At 39.5% G+C, this 21,868-nt stretch carries 22 protein-coding genes and 1 pseudogene; 11 read left to right on the top strand and 12 right to left on the bottom strand.

Features of this window, described 5'->3' with window-relative positions; genetic code table 11:
- Positions 1-12 precede the first annotated feature (12 nt).
- Positions 13-888 carry a hypothetical protein gene (locus G9G53_RS21590; RefSeq protein ID WP_165150119.1) on the bottom strand — a complete coding sequence of 292 codons (876 nt, stop codon included), beginning with the start codon at positions 886-888 and terminating at the stop codon, positions 13-15.
- 1,099 nt (positions 889-1,987) lie between these two features.
- Here G9G53_RS21590 and ltrA point away from each other — a divergent pair.
- Together ltrA and G9G53_RS21580 are read left to right on the top strand one after the other, a co-directional pair.
- The gene (gene ltrA, locus G9G53_RS21585) at positions 1,988-3,784 is read left to right on the top strand and encodes a group II intron reverse transcriptase/maturase (RefSeq protein ID WP_165150117.1); all 1,797 of its coding nucleotides are present in this window, start codon (positions 1,988-1,990) and stop codon (positions 3,782-3,784) included.
- 51 nt (positions 3,785-3,835) lie between these two features.
- Positions 3,836-4,252 (top strand): Y-family DNA polymerase, encoded by a 417-nt coding sequence (locus tag G9G53_RS21580; protein WP_338018502.1) that lies wholly within the window; start codon positions 3,836-3,838, stop codon positions 4,250-4,252.
- Positions 4,253-4,943: 691 nt separating this feature from the next.
- Here the strand turns inward: G9G53_RS21580 and G9G53_RS21575 are convergent.
- From G9G53_RS21575 to G9G53_RS26755, 4 genes are all read right to left on the bottom strand, one after another.
- A complete protein-coding gene (locus tag G9G53_RS21575) occupies positions 4,944-5,381 on the bottom strand; it encodes a lasso peptide biosynthesis B2 protein (RefSeq protein ID WP_165150115.1) in 438 nt (145 codons plus the stop codon).
- The gene (locus G9G53_RS21570) at positions 5,381-5,629 is read right to left on the bottom strand and encodes a PqqD family protein (protein ID WP_165150113.1); all 249 of its coding nucleotides are present in this window, start codon (positions 5,627-5,629) and stop codon (positions 5,381-5,383) included. The genes G9G53_RS21575 and G9G53_RS21570 overlap by 1 nt, the downstream gene beginning before the upstream one ends.
- 47 nt (positions 5,630-5,676) lie before the next feature.
- Positions 5,677-7,236 carry an asparagine synthase-related protein gene (locus G9G53_RS21565; RefSeq protein ID WP_165150111.1) on the bottom strand — a complete coding sequence of 520 codons (1,560 nt, stop codon included), beginning with the start codon at positions 7,234-7,236 and terminating at the stop codon, positions 5,677-5,679.
- A gap of 337 nt (positions 7,237-7,573) precedes the next feature.
- Positions 7,574-7,699, bottom strand: coding sequence for a putative RiPP precursor (locus G9G53_RS26755; RefSeq protein ID WP_165150109.1), 126 nt, complete (start codon positions 7,697-7,699; stop codon positions 7,574-7,576).
- A 540-nt stretch (positions 7,700-8,239) separates the two neighbouring features.
- On the opposite strand from G9G53_RS26755, the gene G9G53_RS21555 reads away from it, so the two are divergent.
- Both G9G53_RS21555 and G9G53_RS21550 read left to right on the top strand, forming a co-directional pair.
- Positions 8,240-8,953 carry a LytR/AlgR family response regulator transcription factor gene (locus G9G53_RS21555; protein WP_165150107.1) on the top strand — a complete coding sequence of 238 codons (714 nt, stop codon included), beginning with the start codon at positions 8,240-8,242 and terminating at the stop codon, positions 8,951-8,953.
- A gap of 1,695 nt (positions 8,954-10,648) precedes the next feature.
- Positions 10,649-10,867 (top strand): helix-turn-helix domain-containing protein, encoded by a 219-nt coding sequence (locus tag G9G53_RS21550; RefSeq protein ID WP_044645949.1) that lies wholly within the window; start codon positions 10,649-10,651, stop codon positions 10,865-10,867.
- An 89-nt stretch (positions 10,868-10,956) separates the two neighbouring features.
- Here the strand turns inward: G9G53_RS21550 and G9G53_RS21545 are convergent, their stop codons facing one another.
- On the bottom strand, positions 10,957-11,235 hold the full coding sequence (locus G9G53_RS21545; protein WP_029515068.1) for a DUF6809 family protein: 279 nt from the start codon (positions 11,233-11,235) through the stop codon (positions 10,957-10,959).
- Positions 11,236-11,346: 111 nt separating this feature from the next.
- Here G9G53_RS21545 and G9G53_RS21540 point away from each other — a divergent pair, with 111 nt between their 5' ends.
- The gene (locus G9G53_RS21540) at positions 11,347-11,568 is read left to right on the top strand and encodes a helix-turn-helix domain-containing protein (RefSeq protein ID WP_305954128.1); all 222 of its coding nucleotides are present in this window, start codon (positions 11,347-11,349) and stop codon (positions 11,566-11,568) included.
- Between the two features lie 480 nt (positions 11,569-12,048).
- Here G9G53_RS21540 and G9G53_RS21535 read toward each other — a convergent pair whose 3' ends face one another.
- On the bottom strand, positions 12,049-13,254 hold the full coding sequence (locus tag G9G53_RS21535; protein WP_165150105.1) for an MFS transporter: 1,206 nt from the start codon (positions 13,252-13,254) through the stop codon (positions 12,049-12,051).
- 188 nt (positions 13,255-13,442) lie between these two features.
- Between G9G53_RS21535 and G9G53_RS21530 the strand changes: the two genes are divergently transcribed.
- Complete coding sequence (locus G9G53_RS21530) at positions 13,443-14,045, top strand: TetR/AcrR family transcriptional regulator (protein ID WP_165150103.1); 603 nt, start codon at positions 13,443-13,445, stop codon at positions 14,043-14,045.
- Between the two features lie 174 nt (positions 14,046-14,219).
- Here G9G53_RS21530 and G9G53_RS21525 read toward each other — a convergent pair whose 3' ends face one another.
- From G9G53_RS21525 to G9G53_RS21515, 3 genes and pseudogenes are all read right to left on the bottom strand, one after another.
- On the bottom strand, positions 14,220-15,062 hold the full coding sequence (locus tag G9G53_RS21525) for an alpha/beta fold hydrolase (RefSeq protein WP_069011176.1): 843 nt from the start codon (positions 15,060-15,062) through the stop codon (positions 14,220-14,222).
- A gap of 125 nt (positions 15,063-15,187) precedes the next feature.
- A complete protein-coding gene (locus G9G53_RS21520) occupies positions 15,188-15,556 on the bottom strand; it encodes a hypothetical protein (RefSeq protein WP_165150101.1) in 369 nt (122 codons plus the stop codon).
- 163 nt (positions 15,557-15,719) lie between these two features.
- Positions 15,720-15,854 (bottom strand): annotated as a pseudogene (locus G9G53_RS21515) (LysE family translocator); the annotation flags it as partial.
- 271 nt (positions 15,855-16,125) lie between these two features.
- Here G9G53_RS21515 and G9G53_RS21510 point away from each other — a divergent pair.
- Genes G9G53_RS21510 through G9G53_RS21495 form a run of 4 tightly spaced genes read left to right on the top strand, consistent with a single transcriptional unit; the run spans position 16,126 to position 20,108 of the window.
- Positions 16,126-17,553, top strand: a complete 1,428-nt coding sequence (locus G9G53_RS21510; RefSeq protein ID WP_165150099.1) for a spore germination protein — start codon at positions 16,126-16,128, stop codon at positions 17,551-17,553.
- 14 nt (positions 17,554-17,567) lie between these two features.
- A complete protein-coding gene (locus G9G53_RS21505) occupies positions 17,568-18,776 on the top strand; it encodes a Ger(x)C family spore germination protein (protein WP_165150097.1) in 1,209 nt (402 codons plus the stop codon).
- A gap of 6 nt (positions 18,777-18,782) precedes the next feature.
- On the top strand, positions 18,783-19,010 hold the full coding sequence (locus G9G53_RS21500) for a hypothetical protein (RefSeq protein WP_029515077.1): 228 nt from the start codon (positions 18,783-18,785) through the stop codon (positions 19,008-19,010).
- A 12-nt stretch (positions 19,011-19,022) separates the two neighbouring features.
- Positions 19,023-20,108 carry a GerAB/ArcD/ProY family transporter gene (locus G9G53_RS21495; protein ID WP_238437983.1) on the top strand — a complete coding sequence of 362 codons (1,086 nt, stop codon included), beginning with the start codon at positions 19,023-19,025 and terminating at the stop codon, positions 20,106-20,108.
- A 72-nt stretch (positions 20,109-20,180) separates the two neighbouring features.
- Here G9G53_RS21495 and G9G53_RS21490 read toward each other — a convergent pair whose 3' ends face one another.
- On the bottom strand, positions 20,181-20,873 hold the full coding sequence (locus tag G9G53_RS21490) for a pseudouridine synthase (RefSeq protein WP_165150095.1): 693 nt from the start codon (positions 20,871-20,873) through the stop codon (positions 20,181-20,183).
- Between the two features lie 115 nt (positions 20,874-20,988).
- Positions 20,989-21,186: a DUF3934 family protein gene (locus G9G53_RS21485; protein ID WP_029515083.1), complete on the bottom strand. Its 198-nt coding sequence runs from the start codon at positions 21,184-21,186 to the stop codon at positions 20,989-20,991.
- 210 nt (positions 21,187-21,396) lie between these two features.
- On the opposite strand from G9G53_RS21485, the gene G9G53_RS21480 reads away from it, so the two are divergent.
- Positions 21,397-21,825, top strand: coding sequence for a VOC family protein (locus G9G53_RS21480; protein ID WP_039274565.1), 429 nt, complete (start codon positions 21,397-21,399; stop codon positions 21,823-21,825).
- Positions 21,826-21,868: the final 43 nt, after the last annotated feature.

Here is a 21,868-nt window from a genome sequence, read left to right as displayed (position 1 = left end):
TATGGATTATTATTAAATCAAATCCTCTTGGGTAACAGCAATTTCCTCTTGTAAACCTCCGTTTGTAAAATGAAAATGCTGACTGTACTGAACCACGACTTGTTCTATACCAAATCTTTTAGCAGCCAACAAATTCGTATATCCATCACGAACATACCACCTGGAATAATGAAATGAAACAACAATAGGCATGAAATGGCCGTGCAAGTCATAGTATTCGGCGGCTCGTTTTACTTTATCAAATGATGGTGGTGAAAAGTAAGAGGGAACATGAATGTCATGCACAGGAAGTATAATTTCGATGGGGTCTTTTTGTATGCTTTTGACAATGGCATCGTTAAGTATTGAAACAGCTGCTGATAGATGATAGATAGTGGACATGTATTCTTTTTTCTTATTTATATAATTAGCTTCTAATTGATTAAATATTTTTCTTTTTCTAGTACTCTTCTCTCTGAGCTCCTTCAGCTGCTCTATTGCTCGTTCGCCTTGGACTCTTTTTTTTGATCTTAGTTCAATGCTATTTTCGCTGCTACCTCTATTTACTTCCAAGGAATAAGCGAACACTCCTATATCACCATCAATTATTGACATCGGAAGATCTAAAGTAGGTATTCCAATGACGGTTATGGTATAACCAACAAGCTGCTCTTCGGTAATATCGGCTTCAATTTCTAAGTCAGCTTTAAATTTATTGAAGAGTTTTTCTCTAACCAATATAGAGTAGCTGATAGGCTCAGTTTTTGATGTTGGCATAACTGCCTTTAAGTTACTTTGCCCATTATTGCTACTATTGGTTTCGACTTCTAAACAAATAACATTTTTATTTTCTAGTTTTACTCGAGTAGTTTTTTTAACCGTAGCGGTTATCGCTATTTTTGCAGGCATATAATTAGCCTCCTTTGAAAAGAAAATTGTCGTCAAGGATAATTCTTTTTATCTCATTGTTATTACTGCATACTCCCTTTGTCTTTTGCACCGTCCTCTCCTTATCAGTTTGATTAGCATGATAACTTTACTTTGATATTAGCTGTCCATAAACTGTTCAGCTTACTTCTGCGATCATGCGCTGGAGTCAACACAAAGCCCTCCTTATGAAATATACCACGTCTCGAACTGTATGCACGCGCATTGCCTAAATAATGATTGGCTGGTTTTACGAAAGTAATAAATTCCCATGAATAAATTTTATAAAAACGTAGTATATTATTAAGAACATACGTTCTGTTTTTGAGGTTGAATTATGATTGACTACTCGAATCTTCCCCATAATGAGGTTGCTTGTTTAGATATGAAGTCCTTCTATGGTGCGACTTGTTCCTCTATAACTGCCTAGCAGGAAATGAGGGGACTCCATTGCGAGTCTAACTTATCACTTGAGGGCTGGAATGAAGAGAGCCATGTTTCTCTGAAACAGTCCCGTTAATACTCCTACATGCGCTGCGAAGCAGTAAGCAGGGTGTGAAGCTAGGTAAAGTCGGCAGAAGTTGGGCTAAGTCCTCTGGATATGCCTCATGATATGCCGGACGGCTGAAAAAATCATCTATGGTGAGAATGATCTTAACAATCTGACGAATCTCCGAATGTACGGGTCTATAAGGATCGGCATGAGGAAACTCATGTACCAGCACTGCTGGGGTGTGCGACGTTTAGTACGAATCGTAGATAGGAATGACGTTATACCGAACAATGGCGGTATATGCTCACAGGCTCAGAGGAGACACCTAAGGATGAAAAGGATAGCTAGAGTGATAGGAACAAGGAAAGCAAAGGACGCTGATCTAAGGGTCTGCTAACCCTAGTGGTTGATATAAGGCGCTCTTGCCGAAATTCATTTACCTTTGTGAGAGTAAGGACACGACCGATGAACATCCTGTAACGGGATCGGAGGAACAGTCCTGAGTCTTTTGAATTCAATGATTATTTTCCAACATGTGAACTGCATCGGTCAGGTAAGAATGTGGGTACACCTCATGGAGGTGCTACAATGCAGACTCTCCGGTACTGGGACTATTACGGCATGACAGATTGTTTTACCGAACTCTTTGAATCCTTCAAAAGCGGAAAGGTCTGTACGGACTTATACAGCCTGGTGATATCCAGGGCTAATATTCTATTAGCCTTCCGGACGATGAAATCCAACAAAGGATCGAACACACCAGGAACTGACGGTAAGAACATACAGTTTCTTAAATCACTGGAAGAGGATGAGATCATTCATCTCGTGAGAGAAAAACTAAGAAGATATCAGCCCAAATTAGTGAGACGGGTGACCATCCCTAAAGCCAATGGGAAAACAAGACCACTTGGTATACCTTGTATCGTGGACAGACTCATCCAACAATGCTTTAAGCAAATACTGGAGCCGATCGCTGAAGCCCAATTCTACAATCATAGTTATGGTTTCCGCCCTCTACGGTCTACGCAGCACGCGGTAGCACGAGTGCAGAGACTTGTTAATCAATCTAAGCTACACTTCGTGGTTGACATCGACATCAAAGGTTTTTTCGACAACATCAACCATAGGACACTGATGAAGCAGCTATGGAATCTGGGCATCAGAGATCGGAGAGTCCTGAGTATTATCCAGAAAATGCTCAAAGCCCCGATACAAGGCGAAGGTATTCCCACCAAGGGAACTCCACAAGGAGGTATACTCTCCCCTTTGCTATCGAACATTGTCCTCAATGATTTAGATCAATGGGTAGCTGGTCAATGGGAATTATTTAAGCCTAAACGCGACTACACATTCCTCAACAAGTATAGAGCCCTCAAAACAACAGGTTTAAAAGAAGGCTACATCGTGCGATACGCAGACGACTTCAAAATCCTTTGCCGGGATTATAAATCTGCGGAGAAATGGTTCTATGCCGTTAAGGAATACCTTAAAGTTCGTTTGGACTTAGATATCTCGTCTGAGAAATCAAGGATCGTCAACTTGCGTAAAAAGGCTTCCGACTTCCTCGGTTTCACCATCAAAGCGGTTAAAAAGCGAAATACGTATGTGGCGAATACAGGCATAAGTGACAAGAAAAAATCGGATATCAAGCTGAAAGTCAAACAACACATTCAAAATATCCGTGAGCATCCAATCGCCCATCATGTTCAGCTCTACAACAGCTTTGTATTAGGTCTTCACAATTACTTTAGGTATGCTACTCACGTGAACATCGAGTTCAAACGTCTTGCCTATGATTTGAGAGCGTTCATCTATAACCGTATGAAGAAAATTGGTAGGTATATGTATCCTAATAAAGCGCCTCCCTCCTACTCTGACTTATATTCAAGTAGCTATAGGACATTCAAAGTGGCAAGTGTATATCTCTTCCCTTTACCAGATGTGAGTACATCAAACAATCTAAACTTCACGCAAACCAAAACTCCCTACACTGCGGAAGGCAGAAAGTATATACACTCCAAAATGGACGCCGCTGTGGAATGGGAAATTGCACAGTTATTAAAATCAGCACTGCCTGATCGCACTGTGCAATACATGGACAATAGAATCAGCCGCTACAGCATGGTCAAAGGAAAATGTGAGATATCTGGTGTTTTCCTACATGCAGAACTGGTGCATTGCCATCACTATTTGCCCACATGTCTAGGTGGAGACGACAGCTTTAAAAACCTACGAATCATCCATAAGGACGTTCATAGGCTAGTGCATGCGACCACACAACATACGATTATACAACTCATAGAGGAATTAGATCTGGATCATCTTAGACTTAAAAAGGTGAACACATATCGCCGGATGAGTAACTTGGAACTTATAAGCATTTAAATTCAAAAGATGGAACGCCGTGTGCGGTGAAAGTCGCACGCACGGTGTGGAATGGGGGAAAAGGTAGAGATGAATATAAAATCAAAGCCTTACCTATCATTATCTTCCATTGAAGCGGTAGACAGAGGGCTAGACCCCCTTACTACACTTTTAGCGGTGGTAGGTGATAATAGACCCGGCTCTGTGGTTCTTGCGGCTTCGCCAGCTTTAAAAAAACAGTTCGGTATCCGGACGGGGAACCGACGATATGAAATCCCTTCCGATCCGCGTATTCGAATTGTAAACGCAAGGATGGGATTGTATCTGGCTACCTCAATGGCCATCGCAAAATTATTAAACCAATATGTACCATCAGAGGCAATACATACATATTCTGTGGATGAATCGTGGATAATTTTGGATGGAACGAAGGTTGATTACCGTAGTGGTCACTTCATATGCTCCCCCAGGTGTTCAGAATTATATTAAACATATTGCAACAAAAGTCCGGATAGCTTTCTTCGATCAAATTTTTATAGAAAAGCGATGGGAGAAGCCTGTTGTTCCTGAAGACGGAATTCGCTGGATCGAACAACACCTGTACTCGAAACAAAATGGCGGCAATACTTCGCACGACTTGATTTCTTAAGTAACAATGGATTGGGATTCCAAACGGTTTGCTTATACTAATCCATCTTGGAAGCCGATTTCAGTTTAGTAGAGTCTCCTATATAAAAAGGCGTTTCCAGAGCAATCCGGAAACGCCTTTATTATCGGAAATTGTATTAAGGTATTGGATGCCCATAATACATATCCACTCCACATACGGCAATATTATCCTTTAGTTTTTCGTTGTTTTCCATATTTTCTTTAAACTCTTTAATACTTTTTCAAAAGCCGTCTATATAAATATGAACATACTGCTTACTTTGGACAACCTTCTCACGTAATTCTGGCGTCGATAACACAATGGGGAGTCATAACAACTAGCTAATCAGGTTGCTCCGTGTTTCAAAAACAACACCTTCGCCTATTTTCGGTAATAAGTTTATTTATAGCAGTTAAAATCATAGAAACTGATTAGAACCAAATAAGAAGCACAAAGGTAATATTTACTGTGAAACGGTTCATATTGCACATCTTGTTCAAGTTCTTTAGATTTGGGATTATTGTTTCCATTTTACTTCTGTAATTTTTCATCATCATAAATAGACACACTTATAACTTTAGTATATAAACTTATTTCATCCGGCTCTCCAACTGGAATACTGTTTAATTCAACCCATGCATGTGCCCTAAAAGGTTCTAGGGCGTATCCAGTACACCAACTAACAGATCTTCGTTTTAACCACGTAGCTACTACAACCGCAAGTGAACGTCTAAGACAACCTCCTTGACTTCGACATCTCATACTTACTGTACATACTGCATCTCGAATAACCTGAATTTGTTCATTTGAAGCCGCTGGATATCTTCTCGTTAAACGAGAAAATATCTTTTCTATCATACTTGGAGGGAGCCAATTCAGAGGTACTGATAGAAGTAAAGCTAGTCTAGCATTCCATTTTGCCTGATTTGATACTTGTTCTGGCTTTTCTGGAAATAGTGGTATGTCCATTATGTTAGTCCCACCTCTCTAAGCATGGAAAGAAATTCATTAACATCTTTCTCTGCATTAGCACTCTCTAAACCGAAAGTCTTTTCTAATTCAGCCACTAATTCATTCTTAGATTTCCCTTCATCTAGCTTCTTAATTAAAAGTTTTCCAACGTGGTTTACTTGAAAATAAATTCCTCTACTTTTGTCAAAAATCATTGCCCCATTATCTTGTTCAATTATTTTAAGTTCTCTTTTTATTTTTTTCATATCATTGCCCCTTTTCTAAAATTTAATATTTTTCATGTATATGAAGGTTAACTCATTGCATTATGAAGCCATCGCTCAACAGCAGATAGTCTTTCAAAGGCTATAATTCGATCGCGTAAAGCAGTTGGCATAGATAATTCAGAAACTAGTATGTCTGGGTCAACAATTCCCAGTTCAACCACTTTGAAATCTCTAACTGCATGAACATTTTTCTTTACAGATTCCTTATATCCGTTGTATAAAAAAGTTGAATAATCTCCTTTAAACCCCCGAGTAAATACTTCGTGGGGAACAATTCCTTTTGTAGCTTGATACAGCATGGGTTTAGTAATCCCTGATTCTAAGTGATACCGGATGGGTATAGATAATGCAGACTCAATAATCTTTGAATCTAAAAATGGAGCTAGCCAAGTGAATCTACTTCCATAAATAACATTAACTTGGCTTAGTACACGCCTTTGAAAAAGCAATGACTCTAGTGCTTGATGTCTAGAACGGTCAGAATCAAGACCTCCAGAAATTTCTTTTAAAGTTTTCATAGCAATCTGATAACATGGAACATGATAATCTTTTGCAAGCCATGCTGGAATTGTAATTTTTCCAAACCAATTCAAAGCAGACTCTTTCTTCCGTGATTTAGCATAGCCAAATCCAATATCTATTTCCGTTTTTAGTGCTTCTTTAAATGATGTATTGTTCATAAGATTTGATGCACCTTTTAGGAGTGAAGTTCTCGTAAGTAAACAATATTGGAATCCAAACGATAAACTACGCATTCTGTTCTGCCTTACAATGGACCACGCATATGCTGGCATAGGTGTAAACAATTCATCACCACCAATACCTATGAAATGAACTGAGTCTCCATAGTTCTCATTTAAATTAATGATATTTTCAACATAGCCCTCTGTATCTGCCCAAAATACTGGGGAATCCGGAAGAGTAAATCCTGAGTATGACATGTCTGTTTCAAATCTCCGTCCAGACATACCGATTGATGGCAATGAATTTAGCGATTCATTCATATCATTTGCAATCATAGCGGCCCACTTAGAATCACTATTCCATTTACCATCTGTTTTTGCATGATATAGCTTAATGTCTGCATAATGTGCTTTTAAAGCATATGCAATTGCGGCTGAATCAACACCTCCAGAGAGATCAGCAGATATGCTAGCATATCTGCTAGTATAATTCCCTGGTAATTCAAAAAAACGCTCTCTTATATTTTGCAGTGTTAATTCTACATCATTACTTAGTGCTGGCAGCATCCAAATTTTGAGCTCTTCAAATTGTTGATTTTTTCCGTATTTCAAAACACAAAATGGGTGGATTTTATTTACACCTTCCCATAAAGGTATATTTTGAAAAGGATAATATGGTAGGCTGCTTATCAAGTTCAATGCAACTGCTGACTTTGATATATTTAAACCACAATACCTTGCAATATCACTGGCCGAATCACTAATAATTAAAATATCATCTAACATTTTCCATGATAGAGAAACATCAAATAACGCTCCACCTACAATAACTTCGTTATTATCAACTAGAACAAAGATTCCTTTAGAAACAATCTCCTGAAAAGTTACCGCTAATCCTGACATTTCAAATTCCTTAGTTACCTGTATCTGGTCTGCAACTTTTGTGTATTCACATGGTATACAATATATCTCTAGGTCGCCCTTAGAATGCTTAACATACTTATGTTGAGAAATAAGCAAAATACTTACTGAAGCTGTCTCTATATGTAATTGAAATGGTACTTTATCAGAACTTGATTTCGTTAAATTTTCTTTTAACTGAATGTTAATAATAGTAGTCTCCCCTCTCGCCTATTTTTCAATATATTTAATATCATATGAGTCTCAAAAATAATCGATTTTTACAAAAAGTGATCACTGGACATCTCAAAATTATCCAATGACCACTTTTCTCTCTCAATTACCAATGCCAGGGAGCTTTACCACCCCAAACATCAACATATTCACCAAACCAAAGCCCTTTGGTAGATTCTTTAAAACCAGCAACTATCTCAATTGTTGGTTTAGAGTAAACAACGTTCGTCATTGAATTTCACCTCCTTCAATATATGTTTACAGAAATACATAAGATTGCAAAATAGAAAACAATATTCTATTTGACTAGATAATAATCTATTTTTCGAATTTTTTTTATATCATGTAACAAAATACATTATAAATGCATATATTGACATTTCCTCTATTCTAGTATGATAATTGGCTATAGAGAACCGACATTTATGCTGATAAGATATGTGGTGGCCATCTTGGCAGGGTTCCTTGCAGCAGTAGGGATCGAGCGGTTACGAGCTTGGGCAGCATAATATACGGCTAGCCAAACTGATTCTCAAATAGAGCAGTTTGGGAAAGAAAAAGGTAAGGTCAGCATTTACAAATGTGGATACTCGAGGCTGAGAGTACTGTTGTTCTGGGGGGGGATGCTCATGATGGCGAAGAAGGTTGAGTTTAAGGTGCAGCGCCATAATTGACGACACGAAGTAAAATCCATTGAAAAAAGTAATCCCTGGAAACGACCCTATAAAGGCGCGGATAAGAGAAAATATTAAATTATAATGGGAGTGAAACAATGGTAATAAAAGTTGCTATTTGTGATGATGTTCCTGTTATTATAAAAGATATCGAGAATCTATTGTTAGAATATGACTCCTCGTTATTTGAAATTGATATATTCTATAATCCATTTCGTTTAATTGAATTACTTAAAGGTAATACATATGATTTGTTTATTTTAAATATTGAGTTTCCTAATCTATCGGGAATTGAGATTGCCAAGACCATTAGGAAGAATAATTATACTTGTCCAATTATCTTTATTTCGAGTTTCAAAGAATATATGGAACAGGCTTTTAAGGTTAACCCTTTTGATTACATTTTAAAACCAGTAACAAAGAACAAACTCTATCCTGCCTTGGATCGCGCTATTAAATATTTAGAATTTGATATTTCGAAATTTATGTTCACATTTAACAAAGTTTTTTACAGTCTTTCTTTTAATGAAATTATTTACTTTGAAAAAAATAAAAGGAGAGTACTTATTCACACACCCACTGATATATATATAACGCTTCTCCAAACAAGAGCCCTTTTATCCAAAATTAATGATAATTTTGTGCAGGTCCACACCTCGTTTATTGTTAATGTAAAATATGTAAAAAAACTTAGCAATAATACAATTATCGCTAAGTTAAACGATAAACAAATTGTTGAAATACCAATAAGTCGTAAATTTATAGATAGTGCCAGAAAACAAATTACAATGAAGTTAAGAGACTTAATATAATGAATGATACTATCGTTGCATTATTCAACTTTGTTGTTAATTTAGTGTTGGCTATTCATCGTTCCCTAAATATTCCCACCAAAACTGTTTCTTGACTATTTTTCTTACCGCATTTTATCTGTTTTTTAATCAACAATCATATATAACTTACGCACTAAATCTTCTTTTAACGCGAGTGATCTCAGGAAACTTATAGATTCGTTCGATCAGTGGATCGTTATCATATGTAACAATTAGGTTTGCACACGGAAACTCTTGATATAGTCCTTCCAGTAACAGTTGTAACTTTAGGTGATCCTCCTCTTCATATTAATGTAAATACAGATTCTTTCCCTGTTTCACGTAAGGGGCATCGATCAGGAGTGTAGCATTATCGTACCAATAATATTCCTCAATAAACTCTATAGCATCTTGGTTGTGAACAGTAAAGCGGTCACCCATGGCGTGAATAGTGTTAATTCGCTTACACAGGTCATCTGGATTCCACCGCGAAAGCAGTGTCTGTCGGCTCCCTCGTATTCCTCCTAGTGGATTGGCCTAGAAGATCCCTGAGAAAGCGAGGCGATTGACCAGAAGGAGGCTCCATGCAGCCTGGAACAGGTCACAACCTACATAATCACTCTTAATTATCTGCCGGGCTTGAATGTAGTCATCGTGCGTAGGTTTGGCGTGTTGAATCTCCATAGTCAGGGCTTCTGGAAATGTCTTAATTAATTGAAACAATGAATAAACGCCAAAATCTTTATCATTTAAAGCAAGCTTTTACGATTAGTTTAAAGTTGATGATCATCCTATTTCCGCTCCTTCTCCTTCAATCAGGCTGAATAATAAAGAGAAAATTTGTGTGTTTCTTCCCTGCTACAAGAAGCATAAACCTCTACATATTCGCCAGTGTCAAGAGAATCTAAGCATTCAATATCAGAAAGTTCAATTAAATGTCGCTTCTCTGATTCATCGTATACAGTTAAGTCAATTTTTCTATCTTTTTCCCAAACATGAAATTATGCTAACCGACAAAGCCGCACCTGATCTGAAGAGGTCGTCTCACTTAGGGCTAATTTTATTTGGGGCGTAGCTGTAGACATGGTTCGAAGAAAGTATCTATTTAGTACAGCAAAGCTGCTACCAGGAGTCAGTTCCTTTTGTGCATTTAACTCAAGCCGAACGTAAGCACCATTTATGATAAGAGATTTTAGGTTATTGTGAGCTGAGTCCTGGAACAAGCGACTTTCCATGAAAGTATTCTTGAGGTCTGTATCCTCTGTAGTTAATAGAAATGATGATAGCTCGCTCCATCTACGATGGTATTCTAGAATATGAAGAGCTTCCAATATGCTGTTCACTAAAGGTTGTTAAGTTTTTTACTCGTTCAACATAAAGACAAACACCCCGCCGCTTTCGAGCCTCGGTGAACCAGGTCGGCCAATGTGCCGGCCTTTTGATTTTTCAACAAACCAAATTAGGGAACATAAATCATGTCTACAGAAGCAAGCGCAGTAAGAAACGGTGGGTGCGCATATTTGGTAAAAATATTGAGTCTCAAAATCATATACTTCAAACAATAAATGGATGCACATACGTTTGTTCCCTTCATGCTCTAAACCTAAATGAAATCCTCTGACTAAATAGCGAAATATTCGCTAATAATAAATAGCGATTATTTCGCTGGGATATTCTTGGTTTGGAGGTGATAAGATGTACCAAAGAATCCGAGATTTGCGTGAAGATAGAGATTTGACTCAAACCCAAATGGCTGAATATTTGAATTGTAGTCAACGAATTTATAGCAATTACGAACGCGGCGATGTTGATATTCCTACAAGGATTCTAATCAAACTAGCTGATTTCCATAACACAAGCACAGACTACTTGTTAAACAGAACGAAACAAAAAAAACCTTATCCCGCAGGCTAGCTACTTTTAGAAATAAAAAAGGTAACTCCTCATAAAGGAGCTACCTTTCAAATTTTTTTATAATCGCCCCCTACAATCTTCTGAACTACCTATTTCAACTCTTCTTTCCCGTCAAATACTTCAATCATTATTAGTGCCCCCATTTTATAACCCTCAATATAAGCCGAAGCGGACAATAAGGAAATTAAAACATCTTGTAAATCCGAAAGCTCTTCAATTAATTTGTAATCTTGTTCTGGCAATTTTGTTTTGAGGGCTTCCTCAGCATCGGCTATTCTCTGAGAGACCAGTTCAAACTCAGTGTCTTTCGATTTGATTCGTTCACTTGGGTTACATTTTCCGTAATAAAAGTTCTCCAAGATACTCATGTTCTACTCCTTCATGATATGTATTATTAACCCTCTGACTAATTTTAGCGAATTATTCGCTAAAAATCAATAGCGATTATTTCGCTAAGATATTCTTAGTTCGAGGTGAATATGATGTATCAACGGATTCGAGATTTACGTGAAGATAAGGATTTGACTCAAACTCAAATGGCCGATTATCTGAATTGTAGCCAGCGGATATACAGCAATTATGAACGTGGGGAAATAGACATTCCAACGGAGATTTTAATTAGACTAGCTAATTTCCACCATACAAGCACAGACTATTTACTAAATAGAACAAACCAAATAAAGCCCTACCCGGCGGGATAACATTTCTAAGAAATAAATATTAGTCTTAATCTAATTGTGCATTATTTCAATAAATGTTTTTCAACCAACGTAAAATTCTCTTTTATTGTAGATTTCCCATCCACCGTAATCAGTTTTACACCAAGAGTATGGGTCATTTTATTGGCTTTACGAAGGAGCGCGGAGGGACCATCATAATATATCTATGTACCTACCCAACTTTCCTTAGGCGACAAGCCGTTCGCAGACACAGAGCATCATTTGCTCCTAGTTCTGAAGGATGGTGAAGTCGAACTTACAGGCTACCAGTCTGGTGCGGAATGCACTTCATTTTTATCGTATGTTCGAATGCAAACACAAGGAGCATTGCCCTGTCGACAACATCGGCTTGGACAATGCGCTTTATTTTATAGCAACTGCCCTTGGGACAGCATCTTCTGTGCATTAAAGTTAGAAGTCATAACAAGAAAATTTTTAAAAAAACCTTCACTAATTACTAGGTTAGTGTGGAGGGAACGAATACTTTTTGCCACCCCAAGCCACGAGAAGCGCAAGGAATAAGAGTATGAATAACGCCCATGAAAATGATCCCGCACCAAAAGTTTCAAGTAAAATACCCCCAGCCATCCCACCGCCAGCGATAGCCAGATTCCATACGGTCGTGTTAATCGGCATAACCATATCCACTTTGCTCTCCCCTGCAGCCTGAGCAAGCGCCGTTTGCAACAGCGTTGCTGCGCCACCGAAAGTTAAACCCCATACCGTAACAATGATATAGATCATAAGGACATTGGAGTTGCTAAAGCTCATGGCAATAGAAATTAAGACGAAGGAAATAAGACTAATCAAAACAAGCTTACGCAGCCAACGGTCGATGAATACGCCAGTTATCCATATACCTACGAGAGCAGCAATGCCAAAGAAAGCCAGCGCCAGACCCACTCTCTCACCCATCCCATTGGAGGCAAGGAATGGAGCAATATAAGTATAGAGAATATTATGGGCTGTCATCCAGGTCAGAACAACTAATAGTATGGGCCGAATCCCCGGTGTAAGGAAGACTGCATAGATCGAAGTTTGCTTATCGGAGGACTGTCCCGGATAGTCCGGCACCTTCCAAAGCACCCACACAATCAATATAACAGTCAGTAGTGACATAATTCCAAAAACAGAACGCCAACCCATGAGGTTCCCCAGAAACGTCCCCGCTGGGACACCAATAGCCAAGGCGATCGGCGTTCCAACCATGGCAACGGCCATCCCCCTCCCCTTCAATGTAGCAGATACCATGCGGAGAGCGTAACCGCCGATCATCCCCCATAGAACTCCAGCCGAAACTCCTGCCAGTAGACGGGCAGCCAGCGTCAGTATGTAGCTGGAAGAAATCGCGGTGACACTGTTAAAAACCAGGAACCCGCAAATAGCCAGAAGTAACAGCGGACGCCTCCGCCATTGGCGGGTAACTATAGCTACAGGGATGGCAGCCACTAGGGAACCGATGGCATAGACAGTGACCAGTTGACCCGCCATTGCCTCTGAAATATAAAGTCCCTTGCTTATTTGCGGAAGCAAACCAGCCGGAATCGTTTCCGTCATAATACAGATGAATCCTGTCATAGCCAAAGCAAGCAGACCAAGCCAGGGAAAGCGCTCAGAGGAGGCGGAAGAAGCAATCTTTACAGTAGTAGAAGAGTTATTGCTGGACATTAGCGCAGCTCCTTAAAATTGATTTCAAAACAAGTTCAAGCGAAAAATCAAGCATATATGCCAATGATTTGCTCTCCTTTTATTTTACTTATGGATCGATCAATCCACATTTTAAAGATACCTCTCTGTCTTGTCAATTACTTTTGGATCGATTAGTATATAAGTACAAGATATAAGGAGGCGACTCCATGGTTAGAATCGGAAGACCACGTAAATTCTGTCGCGACGAAGCGATCTCCCAAGCTATGATGTTGTTTTGGGAGCATGGATTTGAATCAACCTCTTTGGCTCAACTCAAAAAGGCGATGGGCGGCATCTCCTCAGCCAGCTTTTATGCAGCTTTTGAATCAAAAGACGCATTATTCAAAGAAGCGCTGGACCGGTATTTGGCTACATACGGACAAGTATCGACAAGCCTTACAAACTATTCACTTTCATCGCGCACAGCTATTGAATTAGCCTTAAGAAGTTCAGCAATCATGCAGACTGAGCAGACCCATCCCTTGGGTTGTTTAGTCATATTCTCTGCAAATACATGTTCCCCAGAGAACACTCATATTCGAGAACTATTGATCAGGCAAAGAGCAGTGACTAGGAACAAGTTCTATGCTCGTATTGAGCGAGCTACCAAGAATGGAGAACTTCAAGAATCCACAAATGTTAGCATGTTAACCACACTATTCGTTACCTTTCTGGAAGGTATATCTACGGAAGCCAGAGATGGTGTGTCCCTAGACAACATTGATACAGCCATAACTAAATTGATGGAGCTTTGGGATACTTGTGCCTGAGACTTGAGACTTGAGACTTGAGACTTGAGACTTGAGACTTGCCCAGTCTTCATGAAAATAAGGGCATACAAATAGCAAAAGGCAATCCCCTTAAAAAAGGAGATTGCCTTTTTATTCAGGAAGATTGTTTCTCTCGTAAACGGCTTTATTCAGCTATCCTACACATCAGCTGACCTAATTGAGTATCGAAGTGTGTTTTGAGATAGAATCGATTATTAAATCCCAGTCGTCATAGTGAAGCTCATGCCCGGCACCTTCCAATGTCAGTAAAACCGCACGCGGAATTGCGTTAGCAAGATTTATTCCGTGTTCATAAGGGATAATCGAATCTTCAGTACCGTGTATAACCAGTGTAGGAACGTTTATTTCCCCTGTTCTAGCCAAATAGGATTCTCCGCCTGACAGCATAGCGTGATTATTCATACTGGCCATATTGTTGCTTCTTTTCCATTCTTCTTTTGCTAATTGATAAACCTTTTTCTCATTGAAAGGATGCTTTGAACCGACTAAAATTCTTGATCTACCCACCACAAAATCGACCACCGATTGTTCGTTCGACCAATCTATTGCTCCCATATTCGAGAAATAGTCCATAACCTTTTTCTCCATCGGTGGAAGATCGGAAGCAAAATTTGACGTTGCTAAAAGAGTCACGGTTAATACTCTGTCTGGATGTCGTAGAGCTATCAACTGAGTCAGCATACCGCCCATAGACATCCCTACGATATGCGCTTGCTCAATCTTATAAGCATCTAATACTCGAATCGCATCATCTGCCATGTCTTCGAAGGTATAGTCCGGTTGACCAGGTTCATAGGTTGTAGAACGTCCAACATCTCGGTTATCATAGCGAATGACAAAGCGACCTGTCTCAGCTAAACGCTGACAAAATTCTTGCTCCCACCAGACCAATGAGGATTGAGCCCCCATAATCAGTAATATTGCCGGGTTAACTTGCTCGCCGAAACTCTCACTACAGATTTCTATTCCATCGCTTTTTATGAGTTGTTCGTTCATGTAGAATTCCTCCCCTCAATGATATATAACAAAAAAACACCGAATATTACCTTCATCACTTATCCCCATAAAGTACTTACGGTGCCCCGCCTTAGGCAGACAGAAATTACCGATCTACTCGGTCGCTAGTTTAAATTATTTTGTTGCAAGAAATTCAGAAAATCTCTTTGCATAGAGCCAAGAGTAAGAATTTTTTTGATTATCCTAAACCTACAATGCTGGCCTTTGATTTTAAATGACCATATTGCAGAAGACAGGTGTCCAGAATGATATTTTTGTTCTTGTAAATCAGCAACTTCATATTCAACTTTTTGTACTACTTTTGTGGAAAATAGATTGAGGAAAAGGATAATAATCCTATCATTATTTAAGAGTAATATGGCTCGACTTGTATAAGCCGAAAAGCTCTGTGGAGTTGAATAGCAGATAAGCATGTCAGATTCTCTATAAGGTTCTGCTAGCTTATTGATTGTTTTTTTTGTAATAAATAGCATGATCAAATACCTCTCTATTTGGATGTTTAAATGAATTGATAGAAAAGAATATCCTTCAAAAGTATTATACTACACAAGTAAACTATTCCAAAAAAGGATAGTCATCTGTAGCCTATTTAAACATACTCCCTCCTCCTCACTTTAGATGTGACATATACTCAAATGCTCCAAACGTATATTTCATTGCCTTTTTTGCTCCAAAATGATGCACTGGCGATAATATAACGATATTCGTAGGGCCTGGTGTGAAGGTAGCAATAAAACAATAAATTAAAATTAAAACTGATGTAATATTCATAAGGAAAACTCCTTTTAGCGTATTCTCATGAAATATTACATCTTAAGATAAATAGCATATAGTATGTTATTGCAGGTATTGTATCCTTCGTAGTCACCTTCTCCCTCCATTTTTGCTTTTACTCATCATACCAAGCCTTCAAAGAAAGAGAATAGCCTTTACCCTCCACCGTTGAAGATGTCATTGACCTTACCGACAACAAACGAAATTATGGATTATTGTGGTATTATTTATGATTATTGTTAATACTACGTATCTGAGGAGGGTGAAAATGAAGTTACATACCAAATTTTCAAGACAATTATGCCAGAATATTGATCTCATTTGTGACTTCATGGGAAACAGTTCGGATTTTGTTGTTCGTGAGATCACGACTGGCCATAAACACGCTGCTCTTTTTTATTTGGACGGCATGACTGACATGCAAAAGGTACAGGATAACGTGATCCGTCCGTTGCATGATCGTGTCTCCTCTGACGAGATCACTTTACCGTTATTGAAAAACGCAATTTTGGACATTGGTGAAGCAAGCTTCACTCAAAACTTTGAAGATGCCTTGGAACAGATCCTCTCCGGTGGTCTTCTCCTACTCCTGGACGATATGGATGAAGGATTGGTCATTTCTTTGCCTGGATGGGAAGAACGCAGCATTTCGGACTCAAAGACACAGCCAGTGGTCAGAGGTCCGCAAGAAGCGTTTACAGAAACTTTACGTACGAATACGACTATGGTTCGTCGAAGGGTGAAGGATACAAGAGTACGTCTAACTACCCTAAAAGTTGGCAAAAAAACTAAGACCGATATATCGATCATGTATTTACATGGGATCGCTGACCCAAAAAAGGTGCAGGACATGATATCCAAGTTAAAGAACATGCATGTGGAAGGCGTGCTTGAAAGCGAATATTTGGAAGAATGTCTCCATGAAGATAAACAATTCACGATATTTCCGCTCTTTTATAATTCTGATCGCCCAGACTCTATTGCAGCAGGAATTATGGAGGGGAAAATAGCGATATTTGTGGATGGATCTCCCTTCGCCATCCTTGCACCTGCGGTGTTTGCAGATTTCCTTCAATCCGCAGAAGACTATTATCAATCCTTTGTTTACAGTAGTATCATTCGAATATTAAGGTACATTTGCCTGGCAATCTGTATGTTGGCTCCGGCCATTTATGTCGCATTAACGACATTCCATCAGGATATGATTCCAACCGTTTTGTTATTAAGCTTATCCGCGCAACGTGAAGGAGTACCGTTTCCAGCATTTATTGAGGCGATGATCATGGAAGTGGTTTTTGAAATTCTGAGGGAGGCAGGTCTTCGTATGCCACGGACGGTCGGTCAAGCCGTTTCTATTGTCGGGTCAATAGTGATCGGCCAAGCAGCTGTAGAAGCAAACATCGTTTCGGCTGTTATGGTCATTGTTGTTGCAATAACTGCCATTTCGAGCTTTGTCATTCCCTCGTACACTTTTGCTATTCCAATCCGGATATTACGTTTCGCTTTCATAGGCATAGCCGCTATGTTTGGTGTGTACGGATTGACTGTTGGTATTCTCATGCTCTTTGTACATCTGAATGGGCTTCATTCATTCGGTGTACCGTATTTGAGCCCCTTTGCCAATTACAAATCGTCGGAGCAGAGGGACGCCATATTGCGTTTTCCATATAGAACTAAAAAACATCGTAAAAACTAAAGGAGTAAACCATCATGAACTCGTATCGATCCACCATTTTATTACTGTTTATGTGCATCTGGCTAATGGTGTTTCTTACGGGTTGCTGGAACAGTAAGGAATTGAGTGCAATTTCCGTCGTGATGGCTCTGGGCATTGATGCCGTTGATGACCAATATGAAGTCAGTTTACAAGTGGTTGACCCATCGAAAATGTCGCAGAATTCCCCCATGGAACGGACGCCAACGATCGTTTTTTCCAAGCGCGCCGATACCATATTTGAAGCTATTCGAAAATTAACAACGGAATCGTCCCGAAAAATGTATATGTCTCACTTAAAGTTTGTCATTTTTGATGAGAAAACGGCAAAAAAAGGAATCAAGGAGCCGCTGGACTTTCTGTTCCGTGATCATGAAGTTCGACCTGATTTCTATTTGGCCGTTGTCAGAGGAAACTCGGCAAAGGAGGCCGTTACTTTTGTAGCTCCAACCGAGATCTTGCCTGCAATGGATATGTATAAGGCATTAAGGCTTTCTGAAAAAGCATGGGCTCCAACTTCCGCGGTCAATGTGAAAGATATTTTAGAGAAATTTACAGAGGATGGCATTGAACCGGTTCTCACCGGTATTCGACTGACAAACGTAGAAAAAGGTCTAACTATTGATAATGTGACAAAGTCGCCCCAACATGTTAAATATTTTTTTACTGGAGTTGGTGTTTTCAAGGGCGACCGACTTATCAATTGGATGGATGATTCACAAAGTAAAGCCTTTACATATATATCCAACCGTGTTTCCAGCACCGTAGCTTCCATCGATTGTCCGAATTCCAAAGGGAAATTTGTTGTTGAAGTAATCCGTTCCAAAGTAAAGATGCATCCAGAAATAATAGACCATGAGCCGCACATTTCTCTTATTGTGGATACAGAATCCAATATCGGAACGATCTCGTGCAATGCCAACCCTAAGAATGAAGAGACATTTAGAGATCTTCAAGAATCAGCTAAAGAGCATCTGCAACAGTCTTTGAAGAAAGGCATTTCGCACGCACAACAAATCGGTTCCGATATATTCGGGTTTGGAGAAGCTTTTCACCGCAAGTTCCCACGTGAATGGCATAGATGGAAAGAGGATTGGCCACAAAAATTTCAAACGCTTAAAGTGGATATTCAGCTCAACTATCGTTTAGTCCGGTTCGGAGACATTACCAGTCCAATTGATATGGGAATACACAATCAGGAGTGAATGCATATGCTTTATGTGATTCTCGTAACTTCCATTTTAACATCGTTGTATGAGTTTAAAAAATTTAAGGCGAAACAATATGTGCGTGAAATTGTATTCAGCTCGATATTGTTGATTATAGGCGTTATATTGATTATCCTACGGATCGCCAATATTAAACTGCCGACTCCACTGACGGGCATCCAAATCCTATTTCAACCGATAAGCCGGTTACTTACTGAAATATTATCTTAAGGAGGCATTGGGATGAATTCCAACTTGACCGTTCGACAAGCTATTATGTGGTTTGCATTATATCAAATAGGAAGCGCATATCTGGTACTCCCAGCGGCAATTACCGCTGTCGCTAAACAAGATGCCTGGCTCTCCATTCCAGTCTCCTTAGGTTTCCATCTGTTATTGATACCTTTATATGCCTCCATCGCTAGGCAAATACAGGGGAAATCTTTTGTAGAGCATCTCCGTTGCCTCTTCGGTCCCTTGGGCGGGACGATCAGCATCGTTTTCATTTTTTTCTTTCCCTTTCTTGTGTTCATTATGACACTTCGAAATCTGGGCGACTTTATCACGATAGCTATTATGCCGGAAACTCCCTCCGAAGCGATATATTTCATCATGCTAATAGTCATTTATTTCGCCGTTCGATCAGGCCCTGCTGTAATTGGCCGTTGCGCGGAAATCCTGTTTTTCTTCCTTCTTGCTCTGTATCTTTTGGTCAGGATTACCCTCCTTCCTGATACCAACATAGATAATGTGCTCCCTATTTTCGAGTATGGTTTGAACCCTATCGTTCTCGCTTCGTTCAATTTGTTTGCCTTTCCCTACCTTGAAGCAATTCTGTATCTTTTTTTTGCACAGTACATCCCCGATCCAAAAAAGTGGAGAAAGACAGTGATTACCTCTGCATTGATTAGCGGCGGCATGTATTTTTTCATGGTTCTACAAATAATCGCCGTGATGAGTGAAGGTGTTGTATCTAATTTGACATTTCCCACTTATTTTATTAGCCGAACAATCAGTAACGGCGAGTTTCTTCAACGGTTTGAAATTGTTGTTGCAGTGTTCTGGTTTGTCACCATATTTTTTCGACTCACACTACTTTTATATGTTTCAGCGCAAGGGCTTGCAGATGCTTTTCGTCTTCGAAGCGCTAACTCTCTCTTAGTTCCTCTGATCCTAATCGCATTGGCAATGGTTCACTCTATTTGGCCAAATATGCAATTTTTAATCAAGTTTTTTTCAGTATGGCCTTTTTACGCCATGATTTTCGGTATCGTGTTTCCTATTGTGCTATGGCTGGTGGGTAAGAGGCGGCTCGCTAAAATTTCGTAAAAAGTATCACTAAAGTTGCGTTGGCCGTATGAACATACTGTCCTTCAAATAAACTTTTGTTGTACTTACTCATTATTGCAATTTAGCAAGAAGCAACTCCAGTTCCTCCCTCTCAAGATGTCTCCATTGCCCACGCTCCAGATGATCTAAGCTAATATTCATAATTCGAACACGTTCCAACTTGAGCACCCTGTACCCCAAGGCCTTACACATTCTGCGAATTTGCAAGTTCAGACCCTGCGTCAAAATAATGCGGAACTCGTATTTGCTTGTACGATCAACCTTGCACGGTTTGGTAATAACGTTCAATATTTCAACGCCACAAGACATAGCCTGCGTAAACTCGTTTGTAACAGGTTTGTCTACAGTTACTACATATTCCTTTTCATGACCATGCTCGGAACGCATCATTTGATTGACAATGCTTCCATCGTTGGTTAATAGAATGAGTCCCTCTGACGCTTTGTCCAGCCTGCCAATGGCAAAAATCCGCGAAGGGTAGTTAACATAACTAATAATATTACCAGCAACCTGTTCTGCTGCGGTACAAACAATGCCTATAGGCTTATTCAGAGCCAAATATACAGGTTCACTGGAATTATACGGAATAACTTCCCCATCAATCAGCACGATATCCTGTGGCTCTACTTCCGCGCCCGCTTTACAGACAATGCCATTAATCGTAATTCGTCCTGCTGCAATCAGTCTGTTGGTTTCCCGACGTGAGCAGAATCCTGTCTCACTGATGTACTTGTTAATTCTCACGATTCACCTGCTTCTGATTATAATATGTGAGTTTAAATAAAATAATTAAAAAAACACCTGATTGTTCTTGCTTAATCAGATGTTCGCCGTTTACGACAACTTATACTTTCCCGGCTTATTTGCTACTGTTGCCGCCGTTTTTATTCCTTGTTGGTTTGGCAGTGCCGCCTTTTGTGCCACCTGCCGCTTTGCTTCCCGGTGCGCTTGTAGAAGCGCTTTTTGTCCTTACTGGCTTCGCAGTTTTGTTCCAGCGTGTCCATCCCTTACTACCTGTGCCTCTACCGGTCCCGCCGCCCTTGCTTTTTCCACCCATATGATCACTCCATTACTAGTCGTTCAGATTTAACTAAGCTATCATACCATTACTTTGAATATAATGCCCATTTGTTTTAAAAATTGAACATGTTAAGCCGCAAATACTTTCGCAAAACGGATCTTACTGTATTTTTGTTAGTTTGCAGGTTAATAATGAAATAAGGCCATATAGTATGGAAAAATAATGATCCTTAAAGGAGTGAAACACATGTCTGTTGATGTTTATCTTAACTTTAATGGAAACTGTCGTGAAGCAGCGGAGTTTTACGCAGAGGCATTTGGGACTGAGAAACCACAAATTATGACGTTCGGTGAAGCACCGCCCAATCCCGATTATCCTCTACCAGAAGAAGCCAAAAATCTGGTCATGCACACGCGGCTTCAAATTGATGGTAGTAATGTCATGTTTTCAGACGTTTTTCCTGGTATGCCATTCGTAGCCGGAAACAACATCAGCCTCGCCATCGTCAATAAGGACGAAGAGAAAATTCGATCGTACTTTCATAAATTAAAAGAAGGAGGAACCGTAAACATGGAACTTCAAGAAACATTCTGGAGCAAATGTTACGGTAGCCTTAAAGATAAGTTTGGAATTGAGTGGCAATTGAGCTATGACAACGGAATGACCGACAGTTAGTCTGTTATATTACCCTGCGATAGTGAAGCCCTCGCAAGCTAAT

Source organism: Paenibacillus sp. EKM206P (assembly GCF_011066155.1).
Classification (GTDB): domain Bacteria; phylum Bacillota; class Bacilli; order Paenibacillales; family Paenibacillaceae; genus Paenibacillus; species Paenibacillus polymyxa_D.
Note: the sequence above shows the minus strand (reverse complement) of the source record. Positions and strands in the feature narration are given on the sequence as shown.

Coding starts and splice junctions, on each gene's coding strand:
- G9G53_RS21590 (WP_165150119.1), bottom strand. CDS start 888: ATGCCTGCAAAAATAGCGATAACCGCTACGGTTAAAAAAACTACTCGA.
- ltrA (WP_165150117.1), top strand. CDS start 1,988: ATGCAGACTCTCCGGTACTGGGACTATTACGGCATGACAGATTGTTTT.
- G9G53_RS21580 (WP_338018502.1), top strand. CDS start 3,836: ATGGGGGAAAAGGTAGAGATGAATATAAAATCAAAGCCTTACCTATCA.
- G9G53_RS21575 (WP_165150115.1), bottom strand. CDS start 5,381: ATGGACATACCACTATTTCCAGAAAAGCCAGAACAAGTATCAAATCAG.
- G9G53_RS21570 (WP_165150113.1), bottom strand. CDS start 5,629: ATGAAAAAAATAAAAAGAGAACTTAAAATAATTGAACAAGATAATGGG.
- G9G53_RS21565 (WP_165150111.1), bottom strand. CDS start 7,236: ATGTCAGGATTAGCGGTAACTTTTCAGGAGATTGTTTCTAAAGGAATC.
- G9G53_RS26755 (WP_165150109.1), bottom strand. CDS start 7,699: ATGACGAACGTTGTTTACTCTAAACCAACAATTGAGATAGTTGCTGGT.
- G9G53_RS21555 (WP_165150107.1), top strand. CDS start 8,240: ATGGTAATAAAAGTTGCTATTTGTGATGATGTTCCTGTTATTATAAAA.
- G9G53_RS21550 (WP_044645949.1), top strand. CDS start 10,649: ATGTACCAAAGAATCCGAGATTTGCGTGAAGATAGAGATTTGACTCAA.
- G9G53_RS21545 (WP_029515068.1), bottom strand. CDS start 11,235: ATGAGTATCTTGGAGAACTTTTATTACGGAAAATGTAACCCAAGTGAA.
- G9G53_RS21540 (WP_305954128.1), top strand. CDS start 11,347: ATGATGTATCAACGGATTCGAGATTTACGTGAAGATAAGGATTTGACT.
- G9G53_RS21535 (WP_165150105.1), bottom strand. CDS start 13,254: ATGTCCAGCAATAACTCTTCTACTACTGTAAAGATTGCTTCTTCCGCC.
- G9G53_RS21530 (WP_165150103.1), top strand. CDS start 13,443: ATGGTTAGAATCGGAAGACCACGTAAATTCTGTCGCGACGAAGCGATC.
- G9G53_RS21525 (WP_069011176.1), bottom strand. CDS start 15,062: ATGAACGAACAACTCATAAAAAGCGATGGAATAGAAATCTGTAGTGAG.
- G9G53_RS21520 (WP_165150101.1), bottom strand. CDS start 15,556: ATGCTATTTATTACAAAAAAAACAATCAATAAGCTAGCAGAACCTTAT.
- G9G53_RS21510 (WP_165150099.1), top strand. CDS start 16,126: ATGAAGTTACATACCAAATTTTCAAGACAATTATGCCAGAATATTGAT.
- G9G53_RS21505 (WP_165150097.1), top strand. CDS start 17,568: ATGAACTCGTATCGATCCACCATTTTATTACTGTTTATGTGCATCTGG.
- G9G53_RS21500 (WP_029515077.1), top strand. CDS start 18,783: ATGCTTTATGTGATTCTCGTAACTTCCATTTTAACATCGTTGTATGAG.
- G9G53_RS21495 (WP_238437983.1), top strand. CDS start 19,023: ATGAATTCCAACTTGACCGTTCGACAAGCTATTATGTGGTTTGCATTA.
- G9G53_RS21485 (WP_029515083.1), bottom strand. CDS start 21,186: ATGGGTGGAAAAAGCAAGGGCGGCGGGACCGGTAGAGGCACAGGTAGT.
- G9G53_RS21480 (WP_039274565.1), top strand. CDS start 21,397: ATGTCTGTTGATGTTTATCTTAACTTTAATGGAAACTGTCGTGAAGCA.